The following is a 15,536-nucleotide window of genomic DNA, read 5'->3' as shown; positions in this document are numbered from 1 at the left end:
GAGGGGCGGCGGCAACGGCCGACAGCGACCTCGCTCGACGAGTTCCTGAAACGCGCGCGCGGCGGCGGCGGTGGTGGCGGCGGCTTTCCCGGCGGCGGCAACCTTCAACTGCCGGGCGGTCGGAACATCTGGCTGATCGCCGTTGGGCTGCTGGTGCTGATCTGGCTGGCGTTCACGTCGGTGCATTCGGTTGCGCCGCAGCAAAAGGGCGTCGTGTCGATGTTCGGGCGTTATTCGACTACGCTCAATCCGGGTATCCAGCTGACATTGCCCGCGCCGATCGCCAGCGTCCAGAAGATCGACGTCCAGGAAGCGCGGGTCGAGGATTTCCCGCAGGCCGCGACCGAGAACCTGATGCTGACGGAGGATCAGAACATCATCGATCTGGCCTATTCGGTGCGCTGGAATATCCAGAATGCGGAGGATTTCGCATTCCAGCTCGCCAATCCGCGCGACACGGTGCGCGCGGTGGCCGAAAGCGCGATGCGCGCGGCAGTCGCGGGCGCCACGCTGGACCAGGCGATCGGCGCGGGCCGCACCAATATCGAGGCCGAAGTCCAGCAGCGGATGCAGACGATCCTCGACGAGTATAATTCGGGCGTCCTCGTGCTGGGCGTGGCGATCAAGCAGGCGGTCGCGCCGCAGGCCGTGGACGAGGATTTCAAGGCCGTCAGCGCCGCGCAGCAGCAGGCGCAGGCGAACATGAACCAGGCGCGCGCCTATGCCCAGCAGATCATCGCGCGGGCAGAGGGCGAAGCGGCGCAGTTCGACAAGATCTTCGAGCAATATCAGCAGGCGCCCGAAGTGACGCGCCGCCGGCTTTATTACGAAACGATGGAGGCCGTGCTGGCCAAATCGAACAAGACGATCATCGAAGCACCGGGCGTGACCCCGTATCTGCCGCTGCCCGAAGCAACGGGGCGCCGCCGCGAAACGCCGCCGGCAGTGCAGGAAGCGACACCGGCCCAGCCACAACCGGCGCCGCAGCCCGGCCAGGGAGGGCAATGATGAACGCGCGCCTGTTCCGCAATCCGATGGCGATCGGCATCCTGTTGCTGGCGCTGGTCGTGTTGCTGGCCAACACCATCGCCATCGTTCCCGAAACCAAGCAGGCAGTGATCCTGCGGTTCCAGAACCCGATCCAGTTAATCAACCAGTATCAGCCCAACGAACAGTTCGGGCGCACCGGCGCCGGGCTGATCGCGCGGATTCCGTTCATTGACCGCATCGTGTGGATCGACAAGCGGGTGCTGGATATCGAACTCGATAATCAGCCCGTGCTGTCGACCGACCAGTTGCGGCTTGAGGTCGACGCCTTTGCCCGGTTCCGCGTGGTCAATCCGCTTCAGGCGGTGATTTCCACCGGCTCGACTGCGAATACCGAACAGCGCGTGGCCGACCAGCTTCGCCCGCTGCTTGCTTCGGCGCTTCGCAACGAACTTGGCAAGCGCGAATTTTCGGCGCTGCTTTCGCCTGAGCGGTTGCAGGTGATGGACAATATCCAGAACGCGCTCGACCGGGTGGCGCGGCAATATGGCGCGGAGATTGTCGATGTTCGCATCCGCAAGGCCGACCTGCCGACCGGCACACCGCTCGAATCGGCGCTACGCCGCATGGCGACTGCGCGCCGCCAGGAAGCGCTGACGATCGAGGCGCAGGGTCTGCGCGAGGCGCAGATCATCCGCGCCAATGCCGACGCAGAAGCCGCGCGCATCTATTCGGCGTCGTTCAACAAGGATGCCGATTTCTACGATTTCTACCGGGCGATGCAGTCCTATCGTTACAGTTTCGGCGCGGACGGCGATGGCGAGCGGGATGGCACCTCGATCATCCTGTCGCCGCAGAACGACTATCTGCGTGCGTTCACGCGCGGCGGCCGGGGGAACTAAAAAGGGATCGGGAGAGTCACGCAAGCTGACCGACCGTTCATATTCAATTGCAGTTCAGCATCGGTTTGCGAAAACAACTGTAAACCGTAGCAGGAAGGAACCTGATTTCGTGCGTTACGCCTATGCGATCACCAGCGCGCTGCTGCTTGGCGGCACTGCCGTCACCCTTGCCGTCCAACCGTCGGTAATCTCGGCGCAGACCGCGCAGAACGAACCGGGCGCGATCAACGCGGCGGCGCCGCGCGCGGGCGCGCCGATGAGCTTTGCCGAAATGGTGGCCAAGCTGCAGCCCGCCGTCGTCAACATCTCCACCACGCAGCGCGTGACTGTGCCGAGCAATCCGTTCGCGGGCACACCGTTCGAACAGTTTTTCGGCCAGCGCGGCGGCGGCGGCGGTGCACCCCGGACGCAGGAAGGCCAGTCGCTCGGCTCGGGCTTCCTGATTTCGGCCGATGGCTATGTCGTTACCAACAACCATGTGATTTCGGCGGGCGCGCCCAATGCGACGGTCGAATCGGTGCGCGTGACGCTGGCCGACCAGCGTGAATTCGATGCGCGCGTCGTCGGCCGCGATCCGGCGTCCGACCTGGCGGTGCTCAAGATCGAGGGCCGCAGCCTGCCGTTCGTGCGATTCGGCAATTCGGCGCAGGCGCGGGTCGGCGACTGGGTGGTTGCGATCGGCAACCCGTTCGGCCTGGGCGGATCGGTGACGGCGGGCATCATCTCGTCGGTCAACCGCGTGACCGGCGGCGGCCCCTTCGACCGATTCATCCAGACCGACGCCTCGATCAACCGGGGCAATTCGGGCGGCCCGCTGTTCGACATGCAGGGCAATGTCATCGGCATCAATTCGCAGATCCTGTCGCCCACCGGCGGCAATGTCGGCATCGGCTTTGCGATCCCCGCCGAACAGGCCAGGCCGATCGTCGAGACGCTGATGAAGGGCAAGACGCCTGAGCGCGGTTATCTGGGCGTCGGCATCCAGCCGATTACCGAGGATCTGGCCTCCGCGCTGGGCATCGAGCGCAACAAGGGCGAGCTGATCGTCCGGGTCGAGCCGGGGGAGGCCGCGGACAAGGCCGGGATCGAACAGGGCGATGTGATCGTGAAGGTCAATGGTCGCGATGTTGATCCGCAGAACACGCTCAGCTATCTGGTCGCCAATTCGGCGCCGGGCACGCGCGTGCCGATCGAACTGATCCGCGACGGCCGTCGTGTCAGCGTGACGGCGACCGTGGGCACGCGCCCGTCGGAGGACGATATCGCCGGGTTCCAGATGGATCAGGAAGGCGAGATTCCCGAAGGCACGCCGCCATCGGCCAATGTCCGCGATTCGCTGGGTCTGAACGTCCAGCCGCTGACCCCGGCCATCGCGCGCTCGATCGGTGTCGATCCCGCGACGCGCGGCGTTGTCGTGGCGGCGGTCGATCCGTCGAGCGATGCCGGGCGCAAGGGGCTGCGGCGCGGCGACGTGATCCGTTCGGTCAATCGCCAGCCGGTGGCGAATGCCGCCGACATCCAGCGTCAGGTTCAGGCCGTGCGTCAGGCGGGCCGCGACCAGATTCTGGTCGTAATCCAGCGCCGCGCCAACACCAGCTATCTCGCACTGTCGATCGGCGAGGATTGATCGCAACAATAGCTGACGTAGCCGCCATTTCCGCCTAATCCGGTCATTCGACAATGATCGGAGTGGCGGGAATGGCGGACGCGGCGGCTTCTCTCTTTATCGGTGCCGGGGCGGGGGGCGCGGATCCGCAATCGCTGGTCCTGAAACGTGCGAACCGGCACGGCCTGATCGCAGGCGCCACGGGCACCGGCAAGACCGTCACCCTGCAAGGGCTCGTCGAGGGCTTTTCCGACGCAGGCGTCCCGATGTTCGTCGCCGATGTGAAGGGCGACCTGTCGGGGCTGGCCATGGCCGGTTCGCCACAGGGCAAGGCGCATGACGCCTTTGCCGCCCGCGCCGCTGAAATCGGTGACGCTGGCTGGGCCTATCGCGAATGCCCTGTTCAGTTCTGGGATCTGTTCGCAGAACAGGGGCATCCGATCCGTGCCACCGTCAGCGAAATGGGACCGCTGCTGTTGTCGCGGTTGATGGGGTTGAACGACACGCAGGAAGGCGTGCTGACCATCGCATTCCACATCGCCGACGAGGAAGGGCTGCTGCTGCTCGACCTCGACGATCTGCAGGCGATGCTTAGCGAATGCGCGGCGCGCGCGGACGTGATTTCCACCACCTATGGTAATGTCAGCAAGGCCAGCGTGGGCGCGATCCAGCGCCAGCTGCTGCAATTGCGGGCGCAGGGGGGCGAGCATTTCTTCGGCGAACCCGCGCTCGACATCGGCGATTTCCTGACTACCGACGATCAGGGGCGCGGCATCGTCAATCTCCTGGCCGCCGACAAGCTGATGGCCAGCCCGCGCCTTTACGCCAGCTTCCTGTTGTGGCTGCTGTCCGAGATGTTTGAGACGCTGCCCGAAGTCGGCGACCCCGACAAACCGCGCCTCGTCTTCTTCTTCGATGAAGCGCATCTGCTGTTTGACGATGCGCCGCCCGCCTTGCTGGAAAAGGTTGAGCAGGTCGTGCGCCTGATCCGGTCGAAGGGGGTAGGCGTCTATTTCGTGACGCAAAATCCGATCGACATTCCCGAGACCGTTGCCGGGCAACTGGGCAACCGCGTGCAGCACGCCTTGCGCGCCTTTACCCCACGCGATGAAAAGGCGGTGCGCGCCGCCGCCGACACGTTTCGCACCAATCCCGATGTCGATGTGGCGACCGCGATCACCGAATTGAAAGTCGGGGAGGCGCTGGTGTCGCTGCTCCAGCCCGATGGTGCGCCGTCGCCGGTGTCGCGCACGCTTATCAAACCGCCGCGCAGCCGGGTGGGACCGGTGACGAAGGTCGAACGCGGCGTGCTGATCGAAACCGACGCGATCGGCGCCAAATATGACCAGGCCATCGACCGCGAATCGGCTCATGAACTGCTGACGGCCAAGGCGGAGGAGGCCGCCGCCGCTGCGCTTGAGGCCGAAGCGCAGGCGGTCGAGGAGAAGGAACAAGCCGCGCGGCAAAAGGCCGAGGCCCGTGCGGCCAAGGAAGCCGAGCGCGCCCGAGTGACGGCGGCGCGCGATGCCGACCGTCGGCGTCGCGCCGAAGAAAGGGAGGCAGCGGCCTCCCCCTGGAACCGGGCGGCCAGTGCCGCCACCCGGTCCGCAGCATCAAGCGTCGGCCGGACAGTCGCCAACGAAGTCACCAAGGCGGTCTTTGGCTCCAGCCGCCGCGGCGGGGGCGCGGGGCTGGGCGCGAAAATCCTGCGCGGCGTGCTGGGTGGCCTGTTCCGGGGTTAGCGCCAGCGGCCCTGATGCTCGTCGTCGCGACCCTCGCGCAGCATCGCCGCCTGTTCGCGCCATTCCTGCTGGGCGATGCGTCCGCGCCCGAAGCCGAGACGGTCTTCAAGGGCGGCTTCGTCAGCCGGGGTCAGCGCCTCGATCGCGGCATAGGTCTTGATGCCTTCGCCGCGCAGCGCCTGTTCGGTGGCTTCGTCGATGCCTTGGATGCGCGACAGATTGTCGCGGCCCCAGCCGAAAAATCCGTTGGTCCGCGGGGCGGCGGCAGCGCCAGCGGCCGCGCCGGTGGTGGCCGCCACGGGAGCGGCGTGGGTGTCACGGTGACGAAGTGCCTCGTCGCGTTCGCGCTCCAGCTCGCGGATGCGGGCGTCACGCGTCGCCAGCCCTTCACGCGCGGTCTTGTGCTCCGCCTCCTGCGCGCGGTAGCGATCCTTCCACTTGCGCCCGCCGGGATGGCTGGCCAGCCCGAACAGCCAGCCCGCAATCAGGCATAGCGCAAGCACCGCGAACTGGGTTGGTGTCGAAAACAGCATGGAATGCCTCCTGTTACGCAGGCAGAACGGCGTGACCGCCGCTGCTGTTCCCTTATCGGTTGATGAGCTGGTCGTTGATGTCGCAGGCAGCCGGGCCGAGGATGACGATGAACAGCGTCGGCAGGATGAACAGGATCAGCGGCACGGTCATGATGGCGGGCAGGCGTGCGGCCTTTTCCTCGGCGCGCATCATGCGTTCATTGCGGAACTCGGCTGACAGCACGCGCAGCGCGGAGGCGAGCGGGGTGCCGTATTTCTCGGTCTGGATCATCGTCGTGACGACGCCCTTCACGGCTTCCAGATCGACGCGCATCGCCAGATTCTCGAACGCCTGGCGACGGTCGGTCAGGAAGCCCAGCTCGATCGCGGTCAGCGAAAACTCCTCGCCCAGTTCGGGATAGGCGCGGCCCAGTTCACGTGCGACGCGGTGGAACGCGGCATCGACGGTCAGGCCCGCCTCGGCACAGATGACCAGCAGGTCGAGGGCGTCGGGCAACCCCTTGCGAATCGCGTCCGAGCGTTTGGTGATGCGGTTCTTCAGATACAGGTCGGGCGCCTTGTATGACCCGATCAATGCCGCGGCGGCGAGGCCATAGGCCTTGAGCGGCGACCAGTCGGCAAAGGCGTCGGTGCCATAGATCCAGTAGAGCACCGGCCCGCCGATCGCGATCGGCAGCACCATGCGGCCGAAAATCACGACCACGGCCCATTCCTTTGACCGGATGCCCGCCTGCGCCAGCTTGCGCTGTGCGGCCTTGACCTGTTCGTCCTGCAACACCTTCATCGATTGCAGCAGGTTGCGGATGCGGTCGGCGGTTTCGTTCTTCTGGACGATCTTTGCCCGACGCTTGCTGGTCGAGGCGGTGATGCCCGCTTTCAACTGTTCGCGCCGGTCGTTCAGCGCCTTGACGCGCCGCGCCATCGGGTCGCGGATGCTGATGGCGGCATAGACAGCCATGATCGTCGCCAGCGCCGCGACCGCCGACAGCACGGTTGCGATCAGATAGACGTCAAAGCCAAGCAGGGTAGGACCGGGAGCGCTGGACATCATCAAATCTCGAAACTGACCATCTTGGCCATGATGAACACGCCGATCCCCATCCAGGTCAGCCCGCCAAGGCCGACGACGATCAGCCGCGGGTCGACAAAGAAATTGGCCATATAAGGCTGGTTAATCATCCAGATCAGCCCGAACACGATGAAGGGCAGCGATCCGACGATGTAGGCCGAAGCCTTTGATTCCGAAGACATCGCCTTGATCTTGAGCTTCATCTGCATCCGTTTGCGAAGCACGTCGGCCAGGTTGGCCAGCGTTTCGGCCAGGTTGCCGCCGGTTTCACGCTGAATGGCGATGGTGATGACAAAGAACTGGAACTCCGGCGTGCCCAGCCGGTCGGCGGTTTCCTGAAGCGCGGTGTCGAGGGTGCGGCCGATCTTCATCTTGTCGGCGACAGCGCGAAATTCCTCGCCGACGGGACCGGCGACTTCCTGACCCACCACGCCGATCGTCTCGGTAATCGGCAGGCCGGAGCGCAGGCCGCGCACCAGCAACTCGATCGCGTCGGGAAACTTGGCATTGAATTTGGCGACGCGCCGGTTGATCGTCATGCCCACCACCAGGTGCGGCACGAACGTCGCCAGGAACAGCGACAGGCACAATGTCAGCAGCAGCGGCAGGCCGTTGATCCAGGTCACGAACACGACGGCGACAAAAATCCCCAGCGACACCATGCCATATTGGCCGACGGTCCAGCCCTTTCCCGTCATCGCCAGCCGTTTCGCCAGTTGCGCCGGATTGGGCAGGAAACGCATCGCCGCCATGTCCATCCGCGTCGCCTTGGCAGTGCCGATGCGGCGCAACTGGGCATCCATGGCAATATCGAGCGCGGCGGTGTGGCGCTGTCGGATTTCGGTCAGGCGGCGATTGCCCGCCTTGGCGGTCGAGGGACCCGACAAGGCGAAGACCAGCAGCGCCAGCACGCCGAACGTGCCCAGCATCACCATCACAAACGGCAGCATCCCGGCGCTCAGTTTCGCCTCCATTCGATCCGTGGCCGCCGCGTCCCCGCGGCGCCGGTTACTTCTTTGCCCGGCTGGGCAGTTTCGCCGTCAGCTTGCCCAGCAGCGAGCCGCCCTTGGCCTTGCGCCCGACGCCGGCCTGATCGCCGTCATCGATCGTCGCCAGCAGGTCGCGCGCCAAGTCGGCCATTGCCGCCACCGTTTTCGATCCCTTGCCCGCATCCGCAATCGGCTTGCCCAGCTTGGCGGCCTGCGCGCAGAGTTTCTGGTCATAGGGGATGATGTAATCCACCTTGCGTTCGATCGAGGTTTCGAAATCCTTGCGCGAAATCTCCATCGTCGCGGCGGGCGGCGCGCGATTGGCGACGACCAGCACTTGCATGTGCGGCGCATTGGTTTTCAGCCATGACAGGATGCGGATGGCATCGCGCGCGGCGGCCAGCGTGAACTCCGTCACCAGGATCGCGGTCTGCAGGTCGGTGACCAGGTGCGGAAACTGCACCAGCATTGCGCGCGGCATGTCGACGACGGTGCATTCGAACGCCGCGCGGATTTCCTCCTGCAACTGGTAGAATGCAGAACCATCGGTGACGATCGGCGAATGGATCGGCGCTTCGGCTGACAACACTGCCAGCCGTTCGGAGGCACGCACCATCGCGCGTTCGATGAACAGCCCGTCGATACGACTGGGATTTTCAATCGCGTCGGTCAGCCCGCGACCCGGCTCGAGGTCGAGCGCCAGTGCGCCGGTGCCGAAATGCACGTCTAGGTCGAGCAGCGCCGTCGTCCGCTCCCCACGGTCGCTCAACAGCCAGGCGAGCGATGTCGCCAGCGTCGATGCACCCACGCCGCCGCGCGCACCGATCACGGCGATGCCGCAATGCGGCCGGTCGACCGTGGGCTCGACCGCCTTGGGCGCGTTGAGCATGGCGTGTGCCTGGGCAAAGGCTTCGCGCAGGCTGTCGGGGTTGAGTGGTTTGAGCAGATAATCGTGAATGCCGCTGGCGATCAGGTCGCGATACAGCCGCACGTCGTTCACCTGACCACAGGCGATGACGATCGTGCCCGGCTCGCAAACCTCCGCCAGCCCGTTGATGTCGTTGAGCGGATCGCCGCTTTCGGACAGATCGACGAACAGGATGATCGGGCTGGCCGATACCGACAGCGTCTGGACGGCGTTTCGCAGCCCGCCCTTGTTGACTTTTTCGGCGGCCCAGCCCTGCTCGCCGGCGATCTGGCGCAGCGTTTCGGCGGAGTTCTCGTCGCAGACAAAGGCGACGAACGGGTCACGCGTTCCCGCCCGCGCGGGGTTCCAGGGGGCATTCATCGTTACTGCCCCCCCGTCTTGACCGCGCCCGCGTCGGGCAGCGTTTGATCGGGAGTAATCTTGCGGTCGCGCAGCGCCTGAATGGGCTTGCTGGCGGTCATCGGGTCGACCAGCCCGCTGCCGGTGCGACCGCGCACCAGGTCTTCGGGCTGCGCCACCATCGACGCCAGGTTGCTGTTCACCGCGCACCCGTAGTCGGAGGAGGTGTGTTGGTCGAAATTGGGCTGATAGGTGCGGCTGTGATCGGGGCATCCCGGCACGCTGGCGCTGGCGCGCACGACGATGACGCGGATCGTGCCCGGCGTCAGCGCGCCCGGCGTGACCGGCGCGCCGTCGCTCAGCAGGATGCCATGGCGGCCCGCAACATCGGCGACCTCGGCCTGGGCGCGGATGTCCGACGCGCCGCCATGATCGATATGCAGCCGGTCGCCATATCGCGCGTCCAGCGCCGTCAGCCAACCCGCCAGCCGCGCGCCTTCGCCCGGCGACAGGCCGTCAGGCCCGCTCATCAGGTCGAGCGTGTAATCGGTGCGGGTGACGACCGGCTGGTGCACCGATTCGACCGACTGGTTCATCGTGCCGCCACATCCTGCCAGCAACGTGGCCGATGCGAGCAGCGCGGCGATGGAATGACGCATCTTTGGCATCCTCAATTGCTGAAGCCGGGGGCGGCAACGCCCTTTGCCGTCACGGGTGCGGGCGGTGCGACGGGCGCGGCAGCGCCGGGCAGGGCGTTCGACGCGCCGATCACCGGCTGGGCCGCAGGCGGCGTCACCATGGTGGGGCGCGGGCGGTCGCGATTGCCGCCCAGCCCTTCGAGCTGGCCGAGCAACACGCGCTCGACATCGCCGGGCGTCTTGTAGCCGTCGGTCGGCAGGGCGATCTGGTTCGCATCGACCGGCTTGACCAGATACGGGGTGACGACGATCACCAACTCGGTTTCCTGCCGCCGAAAACCGTTCGACCGGAACAGCGCGCCCAGAATGGGCACGTCGCCAAGGCCGGGCGTCTTTTCGATCTGGTTGTTGTGATTGTTCTGCAACAAGCCGCCGATCATGAAGCTCTGGCCCGAGCCAAGCTCGATCGTCGTTTCCGCGCGGCGGGTAGTGAGTGCGGGGATCTGCACGCCCTCGATCGTGACCGCGCCTGCCGATGACAGTTCGGACACTTCTGGCCGCACGCGCAGCGAGATGCGGCCATCGGCCAGCACCGTCGGGGTATAGGCCAGGCTGACGCCATATTGACGATACTGGACCGACACCGCGCCAAAGCCCTGGCTGATCGGGATCGGGATTTCGCCACCGGCCAGGAACGTCGCGGTCTCACCGGACAGCGCGGTCAGATTGGGGTTTGCCAGCGTCGTCACCTGTCCGATCGTTTCGCCCAGGTCGAGCGATGCCAGCAGGTCGGTGCCGAGGAACCGGCCCGCTGCGCCGATCAGCGTGCTGCCATCCTGTGCACCGGGGAATTGATACAGCGTGTCGCCGGGGCGGGCGCCGTTGGCGTCGACTGGCGCCCCCGGCAGGCCCGGCACGCCGGGAACGGTCGTGATCGAACCCTGTCGTCCGCGCGAAAGGCCGAACAGGAACGAGCCGCCGTCGCGATTGGTCAGGTTCGCGCCGATATTCTTCAGATAGCTGCGGCTGACCTCGGCGATCTTTACCTGCAGATTGACCTGAAGCGGGGTCGAGGTGCGAAGGCGCGAGACGACCTTGCTCTTTTCGCCGATAAAGGCCTGGGTCAGCCGTTCGGCCTCGGCCACGTCGGACGGGTTGGCGACGGTGCCGGTCAGCAGCACCAGTCCGTTCATCGGCGTGGCGGTGATCGTGGCATCGGGCATCGCCAGGCGCAGCATCGACCCGATCGAGTCGATATTGTCACCGACGCGCAGGTTCGACGAATAGGCGATCTTACCCGCCTTGGTCACGGCATAGACGGTGGTTTCGCCCGGCGCCTTGCCGAAAACCCAGAATTGGGTGGGGGAGCGGACGGTCACGTCGGCGATCCCCTCCGCCGCGACGAAAACGTCGCTGATCGGTTCACGCACGGTCACCAGCCGACCGCGGCCGGTGGCGATCTGAACGATGCCTTCGGGCGTGCTGACGCTTTGCGCCGCGGCGGGTGGGGCGGCGACGGCGAGCGCGATCGGCGCGGCCGTTAGCGCCAGCGCCATGGCGCGGCTGAATGGCTTGGTCGCCATGATTACTTCTTCCCCCCAACTTCGACGGCGGTCACGGTCGTGCCGCGTGAAACCCTGACGACCGGCCCGGTCGCGGCGGCCGCTGCCGGCGCGCCACCGGGAAAGCCCGGCCCCGCCGCCGCGATCTGCGGTCCGCCGGCGATATTCGAACTGCTGCGACCCGGCACCGTGGCCCGCTGGAAACGAGACACGTCGGCACCCGTCGAGAAACTGGCCTTGCCCGCCACCGGCAGCGCCGCTGCGCGCGCCATCATCAGCTTTTCGGCAGACGGATCATCGCCCTCCGGCACGTCGATGGCGCCCGATGCGATGGCTTCCTCAAGATCGGCGGCGTTGTCGGCGATCGAACGCAGCGACAGCGACAGCGAACCGACCTGCTGGGCAACGGCGATCTTCTCGGCGATGCTGGGGGTCGCTTCCAGAGTGACGGTCGAGAAGGTGTTGACGACGGTGTTGCCCTTGTCGTCAGTCTGCTTGTCGACGCGCTGATCCGTGGCCAGCACACGCAGGTTTCGCAGCACGGTTTCCGACGCCTTGAGCGGGGGACCGTCGCCGCCGCCCTCGACCGACTGGGTGAGGATGAGGTCGACGCGGTCGCCCGGAAAGACGAAGCCCGCGACGGACGATTGTGCGCTGACCGGCACGGTCACGGCGCGCATCCCGGCGCCGAGTGCCGCCGCCAGAAAGCCGCGGTCGCCGGGCTTGACCAGCGCGCCTTGCGTCACCGGCTGTCCGGCGGGCACGGCAAAGCGCACGACGGTGCCCATGACCGTCTTGGGATCGAAGCCACCGGCCTCGACGAAATAGGCGTTTTCGATCAGTTCTTCGGGCCAGGGCTGGAACTTGACCGAATCGGGACCGATGATCGTGCCGACCGGCAGCGCGCGGGTTGCGACCATCACGCGGGGGCCAGTGGGCGCGGGCGGTGCCACCACCTGAGCGCCGGCGACGGGCGCGGAGGCGCCGGTGAACAGGCTTCGCGCCATGAACGCGGTCAGGGCCGCGACAATCAGCGCGCCTGCCAGCAGAATGATCTTTCGTCCATCCATGACGTTCTTGGCCTTTTCGATTCGCAGCCGGTTTTCTGGACGTTACCAGTCACCGAAAATGGTTAAGGAGTGGTTCGCTAAACGTGAGCATCGCCGCGCACGCGATCGCGACGCCATAGGGGATCTCCGGCGGTTCCGGCGTGCGGCGCCATTTGCGTTCGATCATCATCGCCAGCGTGATCGCGCCGCCGATCAGCGACATCGCAATCAGCATCGACGCCAGCGCCCCGACCGGCACCCATAACGCCAGCGCGGCGATCATCTTCACGTCGCCGCCACCCATCATCCCGATCGCGAATGCCGCGGCGAACAGCGCAAACGCGCCTGCGCCCAGCGCCAGCTGAAATGCCATGTCGGGCCACGGCGCCATGTCGGTCGCCCACCACCAGAGCGGAGCCAGCGCCGCGATGGCGGCGTTTTTCCAGTTCGCGATCTCCCGACGGCGCACGTCCTCGATACCTGCCGATACCAGCAGACAGGCAAGCGCCAGCGGCAGCATGATCGCGAAATTAACCCCCATGTCATTCGACCTAGACGACATGGCTTGCCAAAACGTAACCATCGCCCATGGCAGGACCACTGGATTTACGCCGACGCTATCCACCCGACGCCGCGATCGGCGAATGGCGCGCCCCCGATGGCTGGAGACACCGCGCCTTCGAATGGGCGGCAACAGCACCCGGCGGCGCGCGCGGCAGCATCCTGTTTCAGGCGGGACGGGGCGATGTGTTTGAGAAATATCTCGAAACCTTCCATCACTTGAATCGCCGCGGCTGGAACGTCGCCAGCTTCGACTGGCGCGGGCAGGGCGGGTCGGGGCGTTGCGGGCCGCATCCGCATTGCGGTCATGTCGAGCGGTTCGATCTCTTCAATGACGATTTGCGCGCTTTCTGGTCCGGATGGGCCGCGCGCACGCCGGGGCCGCATGTCCTGATCGGCCATTCGATGGGCGGCTATATCGCGTTGCAGGCGCTGGTCGAGCGGTCGGTCAATCCGGCGGCGGCGGTGCTGGTCGCGCCGATGCTGGGCCTGAACGGACCGGTTCCGGCGCGTATCGGGGGGTGGGCCGCGCGACTGATGCGCTCGATCGGCGATCCGGCAAGACCCGCGTGGAAGGGGAACGAACGGCCCGCCACGACCGAGACCCGCCAGGAGCTGCTGACGCATGATGCCGATCGATATGCCGACGAAATCTGGTGGCAACAGGCCGACGCCCGGCTGATGACCGGGCCGCCAAGCTGGGGATGGGTGGCCGATGCCTTTGCCCGGACGCTGGCGCTGGGTCGGGATGTGCGGCTGTCCGACATGCAGGTGCCGTTACTGGGCCTGATCGCCGAAGCGGATGCGCTGGTCGATCCGCGCGCGGCGCGGGCGATCCTGTCGCGGTTGCCCGATGCGCGCATCCTTGCCTTTGGCCGCGAGGCGGCGCACGAACTTTTGCGCGAAGCCGATGGGGTGCGCGACCGCGCGCTTGCGGCGATCGACGCGTTTCTCGACCAAAAGGCGCCGGCTTGAACCAGAGTTTCGACATTGTGATCGCAGGCGGGGGGATTGCCGGCGCCAGCCTTGCCGCCGAAGTTGCGCCTGATGCCCGCGTGCTGTTGATCGAGGCGGAGGACCAGCCCGGCTATCACGCGACCGGGCGTTCGGCTGCATTCTGGTCAGAGACTTATGGCGGGCCGGGGGTGCAGCCGCTGACCACGGCATCCGGCCCCATCCTGTTGCGACCGCCGGAGGAACTGGGCGGCGAGAGCTTTCTGAAGCCGCGCGGCGAATTGTTTATCGGGCGCGAGCAGGACGGCGACGCGCTGGACGCCTTTGTCGTGGCATTCGCGGGCACGGGTGTCGAGCTGGAACGCGTCGATCCGCACGCGATGCTGCCGGGGCTGCGACCCGAATGGGTGCGGGCGGTTTATGAGCCGACCTGCCGCGACATCGATGTCGGGCGACTGCACGCCGCCTATCTGGCGCTGGCGCGGCGGCGCGGGGTGACGCTGGTCACGCGGGCGCGGTTGCAATCGGCAGTTCGCAAGGGCGGCGGTTGGTCGATCGTCACGGATGCGGGCGATTTTTCGGGGGGTATCCTGGTCAATGCCGGTGGCGCATGGGCCGATCCGATCGCGCGCTCGGCGGGGCTGGCGCCGATCGGGATCGCACCATTGCGGCGCACGATGGTGCAACTGCGCGTCGATCCGCCGATGGCCGCCGATGCGCCGCTGGTGCGTGACGGGATCGACCGCTTCTATTTCAAGCCCGAGGCCGGGGGCCGTGTCTGGCTGTCGCCGCATGACGAGGTGCCCGATACGCCGCGCGATGTCGCGCCGGAGGAAATCGACGTGGCGGTTGCCGTCGACCGGTTCCAGACCGCTGTCGACTGGCGAGTGGAAGCGGTCGAGCGGCGTTGGGCGGGCCTACGAAGCTTCGCGCTCGACCGGCTGCCCGTCTATGGCTTCGATCCGGCTGGCGAGGGGTTTTTCTGGTTCGCGGGGCAGGGCGGTTTCGGCATCCAGACCGCCCCCGCCGCCGCTGCACTGGGCGCGGCACTTCTGACCGGCGCGGCGGCCCCGGCATGGCTTAGCGGAGTCGATCCCGCACGCTATTCGCCGGCACGGTTTCGATAGGTTGGGGTTCAGCGGCCGATCGACTTGGCCGCATCGCTGGCCAACCTGTCGGCGCGTTCGTTGTCGGGGTGGCCGGCATGGCCCTTGACCCAGACCCATTCGACGCGGTGGGGTGCGGCGGCATCCAGCAATGCCTGCCACAGTTCGGCATTCTTGACCGGCTGGCGTGACGCGGTTTTCCAGCCATTCTTGCGCCAGCCGTGAATCCATTTGGTCAGCCCGTCCATGACATAGCGGCTGTCGGTGGACAGGGTGACGCGGCACGGCTTGGTCAGCGCGTTCAGTCCCTGAATGGCGGCCATCAATTCCATGCGATTGTTGGTGGTCAGCGCCTCTGCGCCTGACAATTCCTTCTCGCGCGCGCCAAAGCGGATCAGCACGCCCCAGCCGCCGGGGCCGGGGTTGCCCTTGCACGCGCCGTCGGTGGCGATCTCGACATGCGGAAGCTCGCTCATGCCAGCGTCGGCATCCGCGCCGCCAGATCGGGATCATAGACGCGCAGCCGCCGCCAGAAGGCCAGCGGGTCCTTGCGCGTCACCAGCGCATCGGC

The 15,536-nt window shown here is 66.3% G+C and carries 15 protein-coding genes; 6 read left to right on the top strand and 9 right to left on the bottom strand.

What is annotated here, in order from left to right; genetic code table 11:
• The 4 genes from hflK to VL973_RS07805 form a co-directional block, all read left to right on the top strand.
• Positions 1-1,008: protease modulator HflK (gene hflK, locus VL973_RS07820; protein ID WP_325283466.1), on the top strand; the 1,008-nt coding region annotated here is incomplete at its 5' end.
• Positions 1,008-1,889, top strand: a complete 882-nt coding sequence (hflC, locus tag VL973_RS07815; protein ID WP_325283465.1) for a protease modulator HflC — start codon at positions 1,008-1,010, stop codon at positions 1,887-1,889. The genes hflK and hflC, both read left to right, overlap by 1 nt.
• 109 nt (positions 1,890-1,998) lie before the next feature.
• Positions 1,999-3,516: a Do family serine endopeptidase gene (locus VL973_RS07810; RefSeq protein ID WP_325283464.1), complete on the top strand. Its 1,518-nt coding sequence runs from the start codon at positions 1,999-2,001 to the stop codon at positions 3,514-3,516.
• Between the two features lie 71 nt (positions 3,517-3,587).
• The gene (locus VL973_RS07805) at positions 3,588-5,237 is read left to right on the top strand and encodes a helicase HerA-like domain-containing protein (protein ID WP_325283463.1); all 1,650 of its coding nucleotides are present in this window, start codon (positions 3,588-3,590) and stop codon (positions 5,235-5,237) included.
• Here VL973_RS07805 and VL973_RS07800 read toward each other — a convergent pair.
• Genes VL973_RS07800 through VL973_RS07765 form a run of 8 tightly spaced genes read right to left on the bottom strand, consistent with a single transcriptional unit; the run spans position 5,234 to position 12,885 of the window.
• A complete protein-coding gene (locus tag VL973_RS07800) occupies positions 5,234-5,770 on the bottom strand; it encodes a hypothetical protein (RefSeq protein WP_325283462.1) in 537 nt (178 codons plus the stop codon). The genes VL973_RS07805 and VL973_RS07800 overlap by 4 nt on opposite strands.
• Positions 5,771-5,822: 52 nt before the next feature.
• On the bottom strand, positions 5,823-6,818 hold the full coding sequence (locus VL973_RS07795; protein ID WP_414712212.1) for a type II secretion system F family protein: 996 nt from the start codon (positions 6,816-6,818) through the stop codon (positions 5,823-5,825).
• Between the two features lie 2 nt (positions 6,819-6,820).
• Entirely contained in the window at positions 6,821-7,813 is a 993-nt protein-coding gene (locus tag VL973_RS07790) for a type II secretion system F family protein (RefSeq protein ID WP_414712211.1), read from the bottom strand.
• Positions 7,814-7,847: 34 nt separating this feature from the next.
• Positions 7,848-9,116 carry a CpaE/TadZ family protein gene (locus VL973_RS07785; protein ID WP_325283460.1) on the bottom strand — a complete coding sequence of 423 codons (1,269 nt, stop codon included), beginning with the start codon at positions 9,114-9,116 and terminating at the stop codon, positions 7,848-7,850.
• 2 nt (positions 9,117-9,118) lie between these two features.
• Entirely contained in the window at positions 9,119-9,754 is a 636-nt protein-coding gene (locus VL973_RS07780) for a CpaD family pilus assembly protein (protein WP_325283459.1), read from the bottom strand.
• Positions 9,755-9,765: 11 nt separating this feature from the next.
• A complete protein-coding gene (locus VL973_RS07775; RefSeq protein WP_325283458.1) occupies positions 9,766-11,316 on the bottom strand; it encodes a type II and III secretion system protein family protein in 1,551 nt (516 codons plus the stop codon).
• A 2-nt stretch (positions 11,317-11,318) separates the two neighbouring features.
• Positions 11,319-12,365: a Flp pilus assembly protein CpaB gene (cpaB, locus tag VL973_RS07770; RefSeq protein WP_325283457.1), complete on the bottom strand. Its 1,047-nt coding sequence runs from the start codon at positions 12,363-12,365 to the stop codon at positions 11,319-11,321.
• A 49-nt stretch (positions 12,366-12,414) separates the two neighbouring features.
• A complete protein-coding gene (locus VL973_RS07765; RefSeq protein WP_325283456.1) occupies positions 12,415-12,885 on the bottom strand; it encodes an A24 family peptidase in 471 nt (156 codons plus the stop codon).
• A 47-nt stretch (positions 12,886-12,932) separates the two neighbouring features.
• On the opposite strand from VL973_RS07765, the gene VL973_RS07760 reads away from it, so the two are divergent.
• Complete coding sequence (locus VL973_RS07760) at positions 12,933-13,880, top strand: alpha/beta hydrolase (protein ID WP_325283455.1); 948 nt, start codon at positions 12,933-12,935, stop codon at positions 13,878-13,880.
• Complete coding sequence (locus VL973_RS07755; RefSeq protein ID WP_325283454.1) at positions 13,877-14,986, top strand: NAD(P)/FAD-dependent oxidoreductase; 1,110 nt, start codon at positions 13,877-13,879, stop codon at positions 14,984-14,986. The genes VL973_RS07760 and VL973_RS07755 overlap by 4 nt, the downstream gene beginning before the upstream one ends.
• A gap of 8 nt (positions 14,987-14,994) precedes the next feature.
• On the opposite strand, the gene rnhA is transcribed toward VL973_RS07755, so the two are convergent.
• Positions 14,995-15,441 carry a ribonuclease HI gene (gene rnhA / locus VL973_RS07750; RefSeq protein ID WP_325283453.1) on the bottom strand — a complete coding sequence of 149 codons (447 nt, stop codon included), beginning with the start codon at positions 15,439-15,441 and terminating at the stop codon, positions 14,995-14,997.
• Positions 15,442-15,536 lie beyond the last annotated feature (95 nt).

It is taken from the genome of Sphingomonas sp. (assembly GCF_035490575.1).
Taxonomy (GTDB): domain Bacteria; phylum Pseudomonadota; class Alphaproteobacteria; order Sphingomonadales; family Sphingomonadaceae; genus Sphingomonas.
This window is presented reverse-complemented; position numbering and strand designations above follow the sequence as displayed.

Bases quoted from the DNA above. Each gene is read 5' to 3' on its own strand.
- hflC (WP_325283465.1), top strand. From the start codon at position 1,008: ATGAACGCGCGCCTGTTCCGCAATCCGATGGCGATCGGCATCCTGTTG.
- cpaB (WP_325283457.1), bottom strand. From the start codon at position 12,365: ATGGATGGACGAAAGATCATTCTGCTGGCAGGCGCGCTGATTGTCGCG.
- VL973_RS07795 (WP_414712212.1), bottom strand. From the start codon at position 6,818: ATGTCCAGCGCTCCCGGTCCTACCCTGCTTGGCTTTGACGTCTATCTG.
- VL973_RS07765 (WP_325283456.1), bottom strand. From the start codon at position 12,885: ATGGGGGTTAATTTCGCGATCATGCTGCCGCTGGCGCTTGCCTGTCTG.
- VL973_RS07775 (WP_325283458.1), bottom strand. From the start codon at position 11,316: ATGGCGACCAAGCCATTCAGCCGCGCCATGGCGCTGGCGCTAACGGCC.
- VL973_RS07785 (WP_325283460.1), bottom strand. From the start codon at position 9,116: ATGAATGCCCCCTGGAACCCCGCGCGGGCGGGAACGCGTGACCCGTTC.
- rnhA (WP_325283453.1), bottom strand. From the start codon at position 15,441: ATGAGCGAGCTTCCGCATGTCGAGATCGCCACCGACGGCGCGTGCAAG.
- VL973_RS07760 (WP_325283455.1), top strand. From the start codon at position 12,933: ATGGCAGGACCACTGGATTTACGCCGACGCTATCCACCCGACGCCGCG.
- VL973_RS07805 (WP_325283463.1), top strand. From the start codon at position 3,588: ATGGCGGACGCGGCGGCTTCTCTCTTTATCGGTGCCGGGGCGGGGGGC.
- VL973_RS07780 (WP_325283459.1), bottom strand. From the start codon at position 9,754: ATGCGTCATTCCATCGCCGCGCTGCTCGCATCGGCCACGTTGCTGGCA.
- VL973_RS07790 (WP_414712211.1), bottom strand. From the start codon at position 7,813: ATGGAGGCGAAACTGAGCGCCGGGATGCTGCCGTTTGTGATGGTGATG.
- VL973_RS07800 (WP_325283462.1), bottom strand. From the start codon at position 5,770: ATGCTGTTTTCGACACCAACCCAGTTCGCGGTGCTTGCGCTATGCCTG.